Source organism: Polaromonas aquatica, from assembly GCF_042659145.1.
Lineage (GTDB): Bacteria > Pseudomonadota > Gammaproteobacteria > Burkholderiales > Burkholderiaceae_C > Polaromonas > Polaromonas aquatica.
This window is the reverse complement of record NZ_JBHSRS010000082.1, coordinates 137,593-152,832: the sequence shown is the minus strand read 5'-3', so window position 1 is coordinate 152,832 and position 15,240 is coordinate 137,593. Positions and strand designations below refer to the sequence as shown.

Genomic DNA, 15,240 nt, shown 5'->3' with positions numbered 1-15,240 from the left:
AATCAGGCAGTCGTGTTTGCGACGCGGCGCTCCTGCACATGCCCGGACAGGCGCACCATGCCGTCGATGATCTCGCGGGCACGCGGCCACAAGGTCTTGTCGAACTGCGCGCGAAAAAACCCGAAGTGCCCGATACGGCTGGCCTGTACATCGGCAGGTGCGATCCGTTCGAAAGTGCGGGGTGCGTTCGCATACAGGTTGATGAGGTTTTGCGTACCGCGCCAGGTCATGAGTTCGTCGTCCGTTATGGACAGCGCCAGTACAGGGAAACCCACCTGCCCGTAGCTCAGGCGGGCAGCCTCACCCTCGGCGCCCACGCTGTACTGCGGGTGCAGGCACCATTTGCGCCACTGCAGGATCACACCGGCAGGCAGATCGCCAACTTTTTTGAGCCTGCGCCCCGGGAAATAACCGAACAGGCGCGTCGCCAGGGGCACCAGCACGTACCAGAAGTACAGCACCATGCGTTTTAGCCGGGGCGCGTTGTCACGCCAGTAACCGCTGCCCGCAGCAATGCTGAGCAAGCCGTCAACCTTGTCCTGGTCTTTGAACAATCCCGGCAGTTGCGCGCCCAGGCTGTGGCCCAAAAGATAAAGCGGTGCGTCCGGCAACGCTGCCTTGGCCGCATCCACCACGGCTTCGTAATCGCCGGCCCAGTCCAACAGGTCCGCCTTGAAACCACGCAGCCCGCCATCCGGCGTGTCAGGCAATGAATCGCCCGAACCGCGGTAGTCAAAAGTGGTGACGCGAAAGCCCTGGCTGGAGAGCCACTCGGCAAACGGCGTGTAGTAGTCCTGCCGCACGCCCATCGCACCGCCGATCACGACACTGGCCCGCGCGGGACCGGATGAGCCATAAACGCGCAGCGAGAGTTGGCTTGTGTCTGCATTGAGAGTCTGCTTCTGCATGCTTGTCTCCAGTCGTTGACAAATGCCAGTCTCCGCTGACTTGAAAGACCGACACCTTCAAGGGCGCAGCGAACGGGATGAGATGCAAGGCGCGGGTGGCAGGAAACCGGAGTGCACTTCAGGTGCATGAGGATTTCCTGGCAGGACCCGCAACGCCGCAGATCGCCCGCTCGGTAGCCTTCCGTGGGGCGTAGCGAGCGGGCCTCAGGCAAGGCGGGCGGAGCGGACCCACCGGAACGTACTTCAGGTACGTGAGGATGGGGAGCACCGGACCAACGCAGCATCAGGCCCGCTCGGTAGCCTTACACGCGCTCGAAGATGCCGGCGGCGCCTTGTCCCATACCGACACACATCGTGACCATGCCGTACTTCAACTGGTGGCGATGCAAGGCATGAATCACGGTCGCGGCGCGAATCGCGCCGGTGGCACCCAGCGGATGGCCCAAGGCAATCGCGCCGCCCATGGGGTTCACCTTCGCGGCGTTCAAACCCAGGGTGTTGATAACGGCCAGCGACTGGGCTGCAAACGCTTCATTCAATTCATACCAGTCGATGTCGTCCTGCTGCAAACCTGCATAACGCAAGGCGGCCGGGATGGCTTCGATCGGGCCTATACCCATGATGTGCGGCGGCACGCCCTTGGCAGCGTAGCTGACGAAACGCGCGAGTGGTTTCAGGCCGTGTTCCTTGACGGCCTTTTCGCTGGCCAGGATCAAGGCACCGGCACCGTCCGAGGTTTGTGAACTGTTGCCGGCCGTGACCGAACCACGCGCCGCAAACACCGTCTTAAGTTTGGCCAGGCCTTCGAGCGAGGTATCAGGGCGCGGGCCTTCGTCCAGGTTCACGGTCCGGCTTTTCGCAATGGCTTCACCGGTTTCCAGATTGGCACTGCGGTCCGTCACCTCAACCGGCGTGATCTCGGCCGTGAACTCACCGGCCTGCTGGGCCTTGATGGCTTTCTGGTGCGACTCGAGCGCAAACTGGTCCTGTGCCTCACGCGAGACTTTCCATTGCTGCGCCACCTTCTCGGCCGTCAGGCCCATGCCGTAGGCAATGCCTATGTTTTCATCATTGGCAAACATGGCAGGTGACAGCGAAGGCGAATTGCCCGACATGGGCACCATGCTCATGCTTTCGGTGCCAGCCGCGATCATCACGTCGGCCTCACCCACGCGAATGCGGTCAGCCGCCATCTGGATGGCGGATAGGCCCGAAGCGCAAAAACGGTTGACGGTGATGCCGCCCACACTGGTCGGCAGGCCGGCCAGCACCGCGCCTATGCGCGCGATGTTCAGGCCTTGCGGGCCTTCCGGAATCGCGCAGCCGCAGATGATGTCTTCAATCGCCTTGGGGTCCAGCGTGGGGACTTGGGCCAGCGCGGCCTGCAGGGCCTTGACCAGCAGGTCGTCGGGACGGGTGTTGCGGAAATAACCGCGATGCGAGCGACCTATGGGCGTGCGCGTGGCGGCAACGATGTAGGCTTCCTGGACTTGTTTGGCCATGATGTCTTTCCTTTGATTCTTCAGTTTTTCCGGGGGCCGGACGGAATCCAGGCCCACACAAATTCACATTCAACCGGGTTCACCCCGGCCTCGTCGGTGACCGTGACCGCCACATTGACTTCACCCTTGTCGCTGGCCTGCATGGCGGCGCGCTGCTCGTCGCTCAGCGTGGCCACGGCCCGCAAGCCGCCGGTGGCGCGCTTTTTGAACGCCATCTTCAGCTCCTTGGCCAGCGGGATGCAGTCGTCGCGCACATTCATGCCCACCACCATGCCGGTGGCGGTTTCAGCCAGCAGGTTCATTGCGGAGGCGTGTACACCGCCTATGTGGTTTTGCACCCTCTTCTCGTTTTTGATGCCGACTTCAACCAGGCCCTTGCCCATCTGCAAAAAGTCCAGGCCGGCCGTACCGGTAAAAGGCACGGCACGGCGCAGCACGATGTTGCGATACCAGTTGCGGGCAAAGGCCGGCACTTCGTCAAGGCGCTCGAGCTGGCGCTCCAGGCGGTTGGGCTTGTGATCGCTCATATCGCTTCCCCTGCCAGCGAACGCCGCGGAACCGGCTTTGCCGGACCGCTGGCGTTGCCCCCTGCAAGGGGGAAAGGCGCTACACGCAGTGAGCGTCCGATGGGGGTGTTCATCAATTACGTACCGGCTTGCCGGTGCTCATCATGCCCATGATCCGTTCCTGGGTTTTTGGATGTTCCAGCAGCGAACAGAAAGCCTTGCGCTCCAGTGTCATCAAATACTCTTCCGTCACCAGCGTGCCGGCATCCACGTCACCACCACAGACCACGTTGGCGATCAGGCTGGCAATGTGGAAGTCGTGGGCGCTGATAAAACCGCCGTCGCGCATGTTGACCAACTGGCCCTTGATGGTGGCCAGGCCGTTGCGGCCCACCACGGGGAACTGGCGCCTGTGCGGTGCGCGGTAGCCGGAATTGAACATGGCGCGTGCTTCGTTGAGCGCGATGTACAGCAGCTCGTCCTTGTTCGGCACGATCACGTCGCTGTCGAGCAGGTAACCGATTTTGCGGCTTTCAATCGCGCTGGTGCCGACCTTGGCCATCGCGGCTGCGGTGAAACCTTCGGTCAGGAAAGGCAGGATGTCCTTGTTGGTGGACGTAGCCGCGTTTTCCGCCGCACGACGCGCGATGTAGGCCAGACCGCCGGCGCCTGGCACCAGGCCCACGCCGACTTCGACCAGGCCTATGTAACTTTCCATGGCCGCCACGCGTTTGGCCGAATACACCGCCATTTCGCAGCCGCCGCCCAGGGCCAGGCCACGGATCGCCGACACCACGGGCACGGCCGCGTAACGCAGCTTGAGCATGACGTTTTGCAGCTCGGCCTCCACGCCTTCAATCATCTTGGCGCCGCCCATCATGAAGGCGGGCAACATGGCTTGCAGGTCGGCACCGGCCGAGAACATCTCGTCGTTGGACCAGATCACCAGGCCCTTGTAACTCTTCTCGGCCAGGTCCACAGCCAGTGCCAGGCCTTCGGCCACGTCGGGGCTGATGGCATGCATCTTGGTCTTGATACTTGCAATCACCACGTCGCCCTGATCACCATCCAGTGTCCACAGGCGAATCGCGTCGTCTTCATGCAAGGTGTTGCCTGCCGTTGTAAACGACGGGGCTTTGGAGCCCAACACGTTCTCGGGGAAAAACTGGCGCTCGTACACCGGCAACTGGCGGCGAGGGATGAACTTGTTGGCGGAAGCACTCCACGAACCTTCTGCCGTGTGCACACCACCGGCGGCCACCACCGAGCCCTTGAAGACCCAGTCCGGCAGCGGCGCCTTGCTCAGCGCCTTGCCGGCATCAATGTCTTCCTTGATCCAGTTGGCGACCTGCAGCCAGCCGGCTTCCTGCCACAGCTCGAACGGCCCCTGCTTGGCGCCAAAACCCCAGCGCATGGCGAAGTCGATGTCGCGCGCGGTTTCGGCAATGCTTGCCAGGTGCACGGCGGCGTAGTGGAACTGATCGCGCAAAATAGCCCAGAGGAAACGCGGCTCGGCGCCCTCGGCTTCGCGCAAAAGCTTGAGACGTTCGCCCGCCGGCTTTTTCAGCATGCGGCCGACCACCTCGTTGGCCTTGGCGCCGGCTGCCACGTACTCCATGCTTTCAGGGTCCAGGCGCAGGATGTCGCGTCCGACCTTTTTGTAAAAGCCCGCACCGGTTTTCTGGCCCAGGCTTTTGGATTCAAGCAATTTGGCGAGCACAGGCGGCGTGCCGTAAATGTCCGAGAACGGGTCTTCAACCTTGCCGCTACCGACGGGGCCGAGGTTGTCCTGCAATGTCTTGATGACATGGGCCATGGTGTCCAGGCCCACCACGTCGGCGGTGCGGAAAGTACCGGAGCTGGCGCGGCCCAGCTTCTTGCCGGTCAGGTCATCGACCACGTCATAACTCAGGCCAAAGGTTTCGGCTTCCTTGATGGTCGCGAGCATGCCGGCAATGCCAACGCGGTTGGCGATGAAGTTGGGCGTGTCATGGGCGCGTATCACGCCCTTACCCAGTGCGCTGGTGACAAAGGCTTCGAGGTCGTCCAGCACCTTGGGTTCGGTGGTCGGTGTGTTGATCAGCTCGACCAGCGTCATGTAACGCGGCGGGTTGAAAAAGTGGATGCCGCAAAAACGCGGCTTGATGGACTCGGGCAGTGCTTCGCTGAGTTTGGTGATCGACAGGCCAGAGGTGTTGCTGGCAACGATGGCGCCTTCGGACACAAAAGGCGCGATCTTGTGGTACAGGTCGGTCTTCCAGTCCATGCGCTCGGCAATGGCCTCAATGATCAGGTCGCACTCTTTGAGAACATCCATGTGTTCTTCGTAGTTGGCCTGGCCAATCAGCGCCGCGTCTTCGGGCACACCCAGCGGCGCGGGCTTGAGCTTTTTCAGGCCCTCGATCGCCTTGATGACGATGCCGTTTTTCGGGCCCTCCTTGGCGGGCAGGTCGAACAGCACCACCGGCACCTTGAGGTTGACCAGATGGGCCGCGATTTGCGCGCCCATCACGCCTGCGCCCAGCACGGCGACTTTTTTAACCTGGAAACGTGAAATTGATGACATGGGTTTCTTTCTTCAGTTGTCTTGTTGCTTGCAGGCCGCTGCCTATTGGACGCGGGTCCAGACCTGGGTCCGGCCAAAAGGTCCCATAGAGGCGCGCACTTCCAGCTTGGTGCCGCCGTCCACAGGGCTCAAACGCAGGCTGTAGACCCGGCCGTTCTCGGGGTCCAGGATCTTGCCGCCTTCCCACACGTCCTTGTCGTCGGCTTTGTGGGCGCCGCGGATGATTTCCATGCCCAGCTTGGGCTTGTCCTTGCGGTCATCCGTGCATTCCGTGCAGATGGGCGCCTGGCCGGGCACAAGAGCCCTTTCAATCAGACCGGTCAGCACGCCGCTGCCATTGGCCTTGATGCGAATCTCGGCCTTGGCCTGTCCGGTTCGTTCGTCCATGCTGCGCCACAAACCGACCGGCGTGCCCGATGGACCCGCAACGCCCTGGGCAAGGGCGGGCACACCGAATGCTATTAAAAGAATAGCCGGCAGCGCACGTTTTACGGAGGCCAGGGGGCTAAAAGGCTTCAAAACCAGCTCCAGAATGCCATTTTCCGGCTCAAGCCAGCGCTTCGTCGGTGTCCATCAGCGACTTGCTGCCGGCGCGTGCCGTGCGCATCAGCGTTGCCGTCTCGGGAAAGAGCTTGGCAAAGTAGAAACGCGCGGTCTGCAGTTTGGCCACATAGAACTTGTCGGTGTTGCCGGCAGCAATCTCGCGCAGTGCGGTTTGTGCCATGCGTGCCCAGAAGTAGCCGAACACCAGGTGGCCGGCCACACGCAGGTAATCAACAGCGGCAGCGCCCACTTCGTCGGGGTTCTGGAAACCCTTGAAACCCAGCTCGGTGGTGAACTTGGTCATCTGGTCCGCCAGGTAGGCCAGCGGGTTGATGAACTCGGCCATCTTCTCGTTGACGCCCTCTTCGGCGATCAGCGCGCCGACGATCTTGCCGAACTTTTTCAGCGTAGCGCCGTTGTTGCCGAGCACCTTGCGGCCCAGCAGGTCCAGCGACTGGATGGTGTTGGTGCCTTCATAAATCATGTTGATGCGGTTGTCGCGCACGAACTGCTCCATGCCCCATTCCTTGATGAAGCCGTGGCCGCCGAAGACCTGCATGCAGGCGTTGGTGGCGATGTGGCCGTTGTCGGTCAGGAAGGCCTTGACGATGGGCGTGAGCAGCGCGACGATTTCGCCGGAGTCCTTGCGCACTTTTTCGTCAGGGTGGTGTAGTTCCTTGTCGAGCAGCAAGGTGCAGTAAATCGCCAGCGCACGGCCGCCTTCGGCATAGGCCTTGGCCGTCAGCAGCATCTTGCGCACGTCGGGGTGCACGATGATCGGATCGGCTGGCTTGTCTTTCGCCTTCACGCCCGACAGCGAACGCATCTGGATGCGGTCCTTGGCATAGGCCAGCGCGTTCTGGTAAGCCACCTCGGTCAGACCCAGCGACTGGTTGCCCACGCCCAGGCGGGCGGCGTTCATCATCACAAACATCGCGGCCAGGCCCTTGTTGGGCGCGCCCACCATGGTGCCTACGGCGTCTTCCAGCACCATCTGGCAGGTGGCGTTGCCGTGGATGCCCATCTTGTGCTCCAGGCCGCCGCAGTAAATGCTGTTGCGTGAACCGATTTCGCCATCCTTGCCCACGTTGAACTTGGGCACGGCAAACAGGCTGATGCCCTTGCTGCCCTGCGGCGCGTCCGGCAGGCGGGCCAGCACCAGGTGCACGATGTTGCTGGTCATGTCGTGTTCGCCGGCGCTGATGAAAATCTTGTTGCCGGTGAGTTTGTAGCTGCCATCTGGCTGCGGCTCGGCCTTGGTGCGCAAGAGGCCCAGGTCGGTGCCGCAATGCGGCTCGGTCAGGCACATGGTGCCGGTCCACTCGCCGCTGGTGAGCCTGGGCAGGTAGATTTTTTTCTGCTCTTCGGTGCCGTGTGCATGCAGGGCTTCGTACGCGCCGTGCGACAGGCCGGGATACATGGTCCAGGCCTGGTTGGCCGAGTTGAGCATTTCGTACAGGCACTGGTTCAGCACAAAGGGCAGGCCCTGACCGCCGTATTCAACATCGCAGCTCAATGCCGCCCAGCCGCCCTCAACGTACTGAGCGTAGGCTTCCTTGAAGCCCTTGGGCGGCGTGACCTCGTGCGTGGCCTTGTCCAGCGTGCAGCCCTCTTCATCGCCGCTGATGTTCAGGGGAAACGTCACCTGCGACGCGAACTTGCCGGCCTCTTCGAGCACGGCATTGATGGTGTCGGCATCCACGTCCGTGTGTTTGGGGATGGCCTTGAACTCATCGCTGACCTTGAACACTTCGTGCAGGACAAACTGCATGTCGCGCAGGGGTGGGTTGTAAACGGGCATGTGAATTACTCCTTCGAAGCTTTGGGGGATGTGGAAAATTTGGCGGATGGCAATACAGGGCTGGCTGCAGCCGCCCCGTTGCCATAACGTACGACGATGTTGGCAAAGCCCTTGTTGGCCCGGTCTATGGAGCCAGGGGTTTTCAGGAAGCGCGCTTCGTAATGCAGCGCAAGAATCAGGCCGTGGATTTCAAAAGCCATCTGCTGCTCTTCGGCGTCCGGGCGCAGGTGCCCGACCTCCTTGGCCTGCACCACGGCGCGGTGCATGGCGGCAAGCCATATCTTGACGGACTCTGCCAGCGCATCACGTACCGGGCCCGGCCTGTCGTCAAATTCGACCGCACCGCCTATATAGAGGCAGCCGGAATCAATCTCGACCGAGGTGCGCTTCATCCAGTTCTGGAACAGCGCCTGCAAACGCGGCAAGCCCCGGGGCTGCTGCAGCGCGGGGTAAAAAACTTCTTCTTCGAAGCGCGTGTGATACTCGCGGACAACGGAAATCTGCAACTCTTCGCGCGAGCCGAAATGGGCGAACACGCCCGATTTGCTCATGTGCATGACTTCGGCGAGGGCGCCTATGCTCAGGCCTTCCAGCCCGATCTGGGTGGACAGCCCCAGGGCCGCATCAACGATGGCGGCCTTGGTCTGCTGGCCCTTGTGCAGGCCAGCGGCGCCGGTCAACCCTTCACGGCTGTCTTTGGACAGGGTGCGCGCAGCTTTGGCAGAAAGTTCTGTGACAGACATGGCATCCAGACAAAGGGTGAAAAATAAAACGAACGGTCGTTCTATTTTGCAGCAATTTGTCTGCTGTCCAGTACTTTTGCGAAATAAACCCCGATTTATAGGGGAGCGCACCTAAGGCACGCCCGGGTTAGTCCTAAAGCACTCAAGTCACCGGCCGCCATGACCGGTGACTCGCAGTGGGTTTAGAGCTTGAAGGGCACGACCAGCTGGCGCTGCTCGCCCAGGCCGCCAATACCCGCAGTCATCACATCGCCCTTTTTCAGGAAGATGGGTGCAGGTTTGCCGTCTTTTTTCTTGCCCATGCCAACGCCGGGCGGCGTGCCGGTGGTGATGATGTCGCCGGGCTCCAGCGTCATGAACTGGCTGACATAACTGATGAGTTTGGCGACGCTGAAGATCATGGTCTTGGTCGATCCGCTCTGCATGCGCTCGCCGTTGAGGTCAAGCCACATGTCGAGTTTTTGCGGATTCGGCACTTCGTCGCGCGTCACCAGCCAGGGGCCGATTGGACCGAAGGTGTCGCAACCCTTGCCTTTGTCCCAGGTGCCGCCGCGCTCGATCTGGAACTCGCGTTCGCTCACGTCGTTGATGGTGCAATAACCGGCGACATGGTTGAGCGCGTCCTTTTGCGAGACATAACGGGCGCGTGTGCCAATCACCAGGCCCAGCTCGATTTCCCAGTCGCCCTTGACCGAGCCCTTGGGCAGCATGACGTTGTCGTCCGGACCCTGGATGCAGCTGGTGGCCTTCATGAAGATCACCGGCTCCTTGGGCAGCGGCAGGCCGGATTCGGCGGCGTGGTCGGCATAGTTCAGGCCGATGGCGATGAATTTTGGCGTGCCAGTGACGGGGCAGCCGAAACGTGGCGAACCCTTGACCAGCGGCAGCTTGTCGGTCTTGAGCTTGCGCAGTTTGGCGAGGGCGGCATCACCGAGCTGCTCAGGGCCGATGTCCGTGATGTGTGCGCTCAGGTCGCGCAGTTTGCCGTCGGCATCAATCAGCCCTGGTTTTTCTTTTCCAGGCTTGCCGTAACGAACGAGTTTCATGGGTTTTCCTTTGTCTTGCAGGAGTTGAGAACTGTAAATACCCCTGGATCATGCCTGAAAAGTGCCTGCAGCCCGCCGTGGATGTGCGCAGCCAGCTACTTTTTTAATAGCGGCCAGGGTGTCTCAAGGGCGTGCAAAATCCGGATTCCGGATGTTTTTGGCAGTTTTTTGCATCAAAAGTGCCCGTAGCCCAAAGGAATTGCGCGCAACCAGCTATCTTATTGATAGCAAATTATGCTGCCGTCATCAGCCCAGGATGGTGGCCAGGCTGGCGTCCAGGTGCTCGGATGGCAGTCGTTTGAAACCGGAGCGCGCAAAACGCTGCAGGCGGCCGACCATAAAAGCCACGATCACGGAAGCGCGTACCTGCGCGTCTACCGTGGGGGTGGCGGCACCACCTGCAACAGCGGCATCGCGCAGGCTTTGTTTGAGGCTGGATTCCAGCTTGTCAAAAAACTGGTTCATGCGCTCCTGCAGGCGGTCGTTTTCGAACACCAGGGCATCACCCACCATCACGCGCGTCATGCCCGGGTTTTTCTCGCCGAACTGAAGCACCATCACCACCAGCTTGCGGGTGCGCACGGCATGGTCGGCTTCGCGCTCGCTGATCTGGTTGACCAGCGTGAAGACGCTTTGCTCAATAAACTCGATCAGGCCCTCGAACATCTGCGCCTTGCTGGCGAAATGCCGGTAAAGGGCCGCCTCGCTGACTTCCAGCCTGGCGGCCAGCGCCGAGGTCGTGATGCGCTCTGCACCCGGCTGCTCCAGCATGGTTGCCAGCGCTTCCAGAATCTGCACCCGGCGCTCACCCGGCTTGGGTCTTTTGCGTACCGGCGTCTCCGCAGGCGCTGACGTGGCATGCGGGCTCGGTTCTGCATCAGGCACTAGGTCGGACATAGGAGCGGTAGGGGTGTTGAAGGGGGAGGAAAAGGGTTTGTTTCAAAAAACCGGGGTTCGTTGCAATTCATTCTCGCACAGCACCATGGCGATTCCGGGTCGGGATTGTGCGGGTTTTCGTCCATGGCAGCGCGCAAAAAACATGCCCGATTTGTGGCATGACAGCCCCTCGCCAGAGCAGAAAACCCGTCTTTCCGGCTACAAAGCCAGGCGCACCCGCAAACCACGCGGCCCTTCAGGCCCATGGCTGGCGTAATCCAGTTCAAGGTGCGAGTGATGCACACGGGCGATTTCATCGGCAATGGCCAGCCCTAGCCCGTTACCCTCGCCCACCGTGCCCAGCACCCGGTAAAAGCGCTGCACGGCTTTGGCGCGCTCCTGCGGCGCAATGCCGGGACCGTCATCCTCCACCTCCAGAAATACCTCCGCACGCCTGGCGTCCGCACCCACAGCTTCACGCTGCGGGTTCGCCTGGCCAGCAACCAGGCCGCAGCGTATGGTCACCGTGCCGCCGGGCGGCGTGTACTTGACGGCGTTGTCCACCAGGTTGCTCAGCAATTCGCGCAGCAGCCATTCATAGCCGCTGGCCTGCACCGGCCGGGCTTCCAGCCCCAGATCGATGCCTTTGTGCGTGGCTGCATCCAGGTGCAGCGGCAGAATCGATTCGCACAAATCCTTCAGGTCTATCCGCTGCAGGGGTTGCGCCGCCGCCGTCGAGGCGTCGGCACGCGACAGGGCCAGCAACTGGTTGGCCAGCTGCGAGGTGCGCCGCGTGGCCGTGCGCAGCTTGATGATCTTGTCAGCAGGCAGCGTGATCGCGCCATCCTCACCTTTGGCCCGCGCGGCCTGCGCCCAGGCCTCGACCTGCGCCTGCAGCCCCGCCAGGGGCGTGCGCAACTGGTGGGCGGCATCCGCGACAAACCGGCGCTGCCCCTCAGCCTGGTCGTTGACAAGGCCAAAAAGGCGGTTCAGCGCGCTCACCAGCGGCTGCACCTCGGCAGGCGTGGTTAGCGGGTCGATGGCGCTAAGGTCGCGCGGACTGCGCCGTTCCACCGCATCCTTGAGCTCAATCAGCGGCCGTAACGCCCGGGTAACGGCCCAATTGACGGCAAAACCGGCCACCACTACCAGGATCAGATTGGGCAGCAGCACCTTGAACCAGACAGAACGCACCCATTGCTGGCGCGCATCAGAACCATCGGCCAGTTGCACGATCAGTTCGCCCGCCGCGGTTTCAACCCGCTGCGCCGCAATGCGGTAGGTGATGCCGTTGTCCTCCATGCTGTGGAACTCCGGCTCGTAGGTGGCCGGTATCACCCCGGCAATCCAGGCTTCCCCGGCCAGAAAACCACCCGCCGAGTCCGAAATCCGGAAACCTGCGGAGCCGACCCGATTCTTGATAAACAAATCCACCTCCGGCGCCAGCAACAGCACCGGCGCACTGCCCCCCGCAGCACCGGGCGCCAACACTGAGTCCGCCAGCAAAGGGATCAGTCGCCGCAGTTGCTGGTCTTTTTGCAGCGCCACATTGCCCGCCGTCTGGTAGTCGAAATAAATGCTGACCAGCGCAAAAATACCCACGGGAAGAAGCAATAGCAGCAGCAGCCTGCGCTGCAGGCCGGACTTCATGGCGGCGGGCATCAGCCGGCTGCCGGCCTCAAGAACAGCCTCGCTATGAAAGCGCCTCCCAAGGCGGGTGATCCAGGCGCGGCCGAGGAAACTCATGAATGCCCTGTGGCGGGATTATTCCGCACCCGCACCCGGTAAAACGCCCAGCAGTTCCAGGCGGTAGCCAAAGCCGCGTATGGAGCGAACGGCAATACCGTGGGGCTCCAGCTTGCCGCGCAGGCGAGAGATGTAGACCTCGATGGCGTTGGGCGTGATCTCCTTGTCCCAGCCTGTCAGGGCTTGCAGCAGCTTGTCCTTGCTGGCAGGTTTGGGCGCGTTGATCAGCAAATACTCCATCACCGTCCACTCGCGCGGGCCGAGTTCAATCAGTTGACCATTGGCGCGCGCTTCGCGGTTGGCCGAATCCAGCTCCAGCGCGCCAAAACTCAAAACCGCGCTGGTGGCAGCCTGGGACCGCCGCAGCAAGGCACGCAAACGCGCCAGCAGTTCAGGCAATTCAAAAGGCTTGACCATGTAATCGTCGGCCCCCAGGTCCAGGCCCTGCACACGGTCCTGCAAGGCATCGCGGGCGGTCAATATGAGCACCGGCATGGACAGGCCGCCGCGGCGCAGGCGCCGGGTCAGCTCAAGGCCATCGGCCTTGGGCAGGCCGATGTCGATGATGGCCGCGTCAAAGGTTTCCTTGAGCAGTACCTCTTCGGCACGCTCCGCACTACCAACCCAGTCCACGGCATAACCGGCATCGCTCAGGCCCAGCTTGATGCCGCTGGCCACCATGACATCGTCTTCAACCAGGAGGAGTCGCATAGAGCCTGAGCATAGGGGCTGCAGGATCAGGGATCATGCGGGAATACACCAGCAGAATGGCGTCCGACAGGCATCTGTCAGAAATTGAGACCTTTGACCTTCCGCTCAGTGTGACCGGATCATCGTGCCAAAAGCCTGCTCGGTCAGGATTTCCAGCAACATGGCATGCGGCACCCGGCCGTCAATGATGTGGACGGAATTCACACCGCTTTTGGCAGCATCCAGCGCACCGGCGATCTTGGGCAGCATGCCGCCAGAGATGGTGCCGTCGGCAAACAATTCATCAATTTCACGAGCGGTCAGGTCCGTCAGGAGATTGCCGGCTTTGTCGAGCACACCAGGCGTATTGGTCAGCAGCACCAGTTTCTCGGCCTTCAGCACCGTGGCCAGCTTGCCCGCCACGACGTCAGCATTGATGTTGTAACTTTCATTCTCTTCGCCAAAACCAATCGGGCTGATCACGGGGATGAAAGCGTCGTCCTGCAATGCCTTGACCACGCTTGGGTCAATACTGACGATGTCGCCGACAAATCCCACATCATGTTCTTTAGACGGGTCTTTGCTGTCCGTCATCTTCAGCCTCTGCGCCCGGATCAGGCCACCATCACGCCCGGTAAGGCCCACGGCTTTGCCGCCAGCCTGGTTGATCAGGCCGACGATGTCCTGCTGCACCTGCCCGGCCAAAACCCACTCCACCACTTCCATGGTTTCTTCGTCGGTGACACGCATGCCCTGGATGAATTCACCCTTCTTGCCGAGCCGGTTCAATGCCGTTTCGATCTGCGGCCCACCGCCATGCACCACCACCGGGTTCATGCCGACCAGCTTCAGCAACACCACATCCTCGGCAAAATCCGCCTGCAATGCCGGGTCGGTCATGGCGTTGCCGCCGTATTTGATGACCATGGTTTTGCCGTGGAACTTGCGGATGTACGGCAAGGCCTGAGCGAGGATTTCGGCCTTGTCGCGCGGGCTTATGTGGGAGAGGTCGGGTTCAGGGGAGGTGCTATCAGTCATGACAATCAAATGTATGGACGGTATTTAGAGACGCCTTGAATATCAAATTGTGCCGCATTCAGACAAGGCTACGTCTCATCGCAGCCAGCGCGGGACCTTGAATCGGATAATCGCTATATAAGCTGCCACGTAAATCAGCACAAACATTGCGGAGAAGCCCATCAATACATATGTATTCCCCCAGAACAGCATGGCAGGCACGACCGTCATGAGGGTAAAGCTCCACAAATAGGGCGAGGTACGGTTATTGCGCATCAGCATACGGCGTGACGCGTCATCATGAAAAACGCCTCGCACAATCCGGCGATAAATCAGTTGATGAAAGTGCAATGCATCTGCAACTCCCGGAGAGCTGCCTCTGGCCAACTTCCGATAGATTGAGAAAACCGTCTCCCAGACCGGATAAATCAATAGCAGCATTGGAAACCACGGCGAGACAGTTTCATGGCGCTGCACAATCAGTATTGACGCAACAGCAACCACAACACCCCAGAGATACGCCCCACCATCCCCCGCAAATATCAGTCCTCGCGGGTAGTTCCAGACCAGAAATCCGGCCGTGGCTCCAGCCAGACAAATCACAATGACGGCCAGTTGCCGATCCCCCAATTGCAGCGCGACATAGGCAATAGCAAGGCAAATGAACAATGCCACAGTCCCAGCCAGACCGTTGTATCCGTCAATGAGATTAAACGCATGGGGCAACCCACAGATGGCAAAAAATGCCACCCCCACACCAAGCCAAGGCGCGGTGAGCAACAGGCCGTCAACGCCAGGCAGCCCAAGTCTCGTTATAGAGAGCCCAAGCAGACCACAAGCCAGCGCGGCGGAAATAGCAGTTAGAACGAGCCGATAACGTACAGAAAGACGCTGGGACACGTCCTCGTAAACGCCCCCAAGCACCGCAGGCAACGCCAAAACCAGCAAAGACAGCGAAAGCGCCCAAGTCATCTGCGTATTTGCATTAAGCCCCACAATAGGGGCCAGCACAGCCAATATCCAGCCTGTGGCCACACCAACCAGAATGCCCACACCTCCGATGCGCGGCGTATTGCCTGCATGAAAACGCTGCGGTTTATCTTCCTGGTAATGCCTCGCGTGCGCGTTCAACCGGCGAATCAACAGTATGCAGGTCGCCGCTGAGAGGAAAAAACTTACGACCAGCAAAAAAACCATGTGAAATCATCCTTGGCCAGACTTATACGTAGCCGTCTATATTTAACAGGTTTGAAAAGCATCTGAGCGACAAATCATCAACGATACCTTCGTAAAAAA

Annotated in this window: 13 protein-coding genes; all 13 read right to left on the bottom strand. The window is 60.7% G+C overall.

The features are described 5' to 3' along the window. Window positions 1–2 precede the first annotated feature (2 nt). Window positions 3–908, bottom strand: coding sequence for an alpha/beta hydrolase family protein (locus ACFQND_RS18455; protein ID WP_371436954.1), 906 nt, complete (start codon window positions 906–908; stop codon window positions 3–5). A 302-nt stretch (window positions 909–1,210) separates the two neighbouring features. Beyond that, window positions 1,211–2,410 carry an acetyl-CoA C-acyltransferase gene (locus tag ACFQND_RS18450; protein WP_371436953.1) on the bottom strand — a complete coding sequence of 400 codons (1,200 nt, stop codon included), beginning with the start codon at window positions 2,408–2,410 and terminating at the stop codon, window positions 1,211–1,213. Window positions 2,411–2,430: 20 nt separating this feature from the next. Further along, window positions 2,431–2,937 (bottom strand): DUF4442 domain-containing protein, encoded by a 507-nt coding sequence (locus tag ACFQND_RS18445; protein WP_371436952.1) that lies wholly within the window; start codon window positions 2,935–2,937, stop codon window positions 2,431–2,433. Window positions 2,938–3,049: 112 nt separating this feature from the next. Next, the gene (locus tag ACFQND_RS18440) at window positions 3,050–5,473 is read right to left on the bottom strand and encodes a 3-hydroxyacyl-CoA dehydrogenase/enoyl-CoA hydratase family protein (RefSeq protein WP_371437105.1); all 2,424 of its coding nucleotides are present in this window, start codon (window positions 5,471–5,473) and stop codon (window positions 3,050–3,052) included. A gap of 51 nt (window positions 5,474–5,524) precedes the next feature. Continuing rightward, complete coding sequence (locus tag ACFQND_RS18435) at window positions 5,525–6,001, bottom strand: DUF2147 domain-containing protein (RefSeq protein ID WP_371436951.1); 477 nt, start codon at window positions 5,999–6,001, stop codon at window positions 5,525–5,527. Window positions 6,002–6,029: 28 nt separating this feature from the next. Then, window positions 6,030–7,826: an acyl-CoA dehydrogenase C-terminal domain-containing protein gene (locus tag ACFQND_RS18430; protein WP_371436950.1), complete on the bottom strand. Its 1,797-nt coding sequence runs from the start codon at window positions 7,824–7,826 to the stop codon at window positions 6,030–6,032. 5 nt (window positions 7,827–7,831) lie between these two features. Continuing rightward, window positions 7,832–8,569, bottom strand: a complete 738-nt coding sequence (locus ACFQND_RS18425) for a TetR/AcrR family transcriptional regulator (protein ID WP_371436949.1) — start codon at window positions 8,567–8,569, stop codon at window positions 7,832–7,834. A 182-nt stretch (window positions 8,570–8,751) separates the two neighbouring features. Further along, the gene (locus ACFQND_RS18420) at window positions 8,752–9,615 is read right to left on the bottom strand and encodes a fumarylacetoacetate hydrolase family protein (RefSeq protein WP_371436948.1); all 864 of its coding nucleotides are present in this window, start codon (window positions 9,613–9,615) and stop codon (window positions 8,752–8,754) included. Between the two features lie 246 nt (window positions 9,616–9,861). After that, window positions 9,862–10,512: a nucleoid occlusion factor SlmA gene (gene slmA / locus ACFQND_RS18415; protein WP_371436947.1), complete on the bottom strand. Its 651-nt coding sequence runs from the start codon at window positions 10,510–10,512 to the stop codon at window positions 9,862–9,864. 198 nt (window positions 10,513–10,710) lie between these two features. Beyond that, window positions 10,711–12,141 carry a sensor histidine kinase gene (locus ACFQND_RS18410; RefSeq protein WP_371437104.1) on the bottom strand — a complete coding sequence of 477 codons (1,431 nt, stop codon included), beginning with the start codon at window positions 12,139–12,141 and terminating at the stop codon, window positions 10,711–10,713. A gap of 114 nt (window positions 12,142–12,255) precedes the next feature. Next, window positions 12,256–12,948 (bottom strand): response regulator, encoded by a 693-nt coding sequence (locus tag ACFQND_RS18405; RefSeq protein ID WP_371436946.1) that lies wholly within the window; start codon window positions 12,946–12,948, stop codon window positions 12,256–12,258. Window positions 12,949–13,053: 105 nt separating this feature from the next. Beyond that, window positions 13,054–13,965, bottom strand: a complete 912-nt coding sequence (gene argB / locus ACFQND_RS18400) for an acetylglutamate kinase (protein ID WP_371436945.1) — start codon at window positions 13,963–13,965, stop codon at window positions 13,054–13,056. 75 nt (window positions 13,966–14,040) lie between these two features. Then, complete coding sequence (locus tag ACFQND_RS18395; RefSeq protein ID WP_371436944.1) at window positions 14,041–15,141, bottom strand: glycosyltransferase family 4 protein; 1,101 nt, start codon at window positions 15,139–15,141, stop codon at window positions 14,041–14,043. Between the last annotated feature and the right edge of the window lie 99 nt (window positions 15,142–15,240).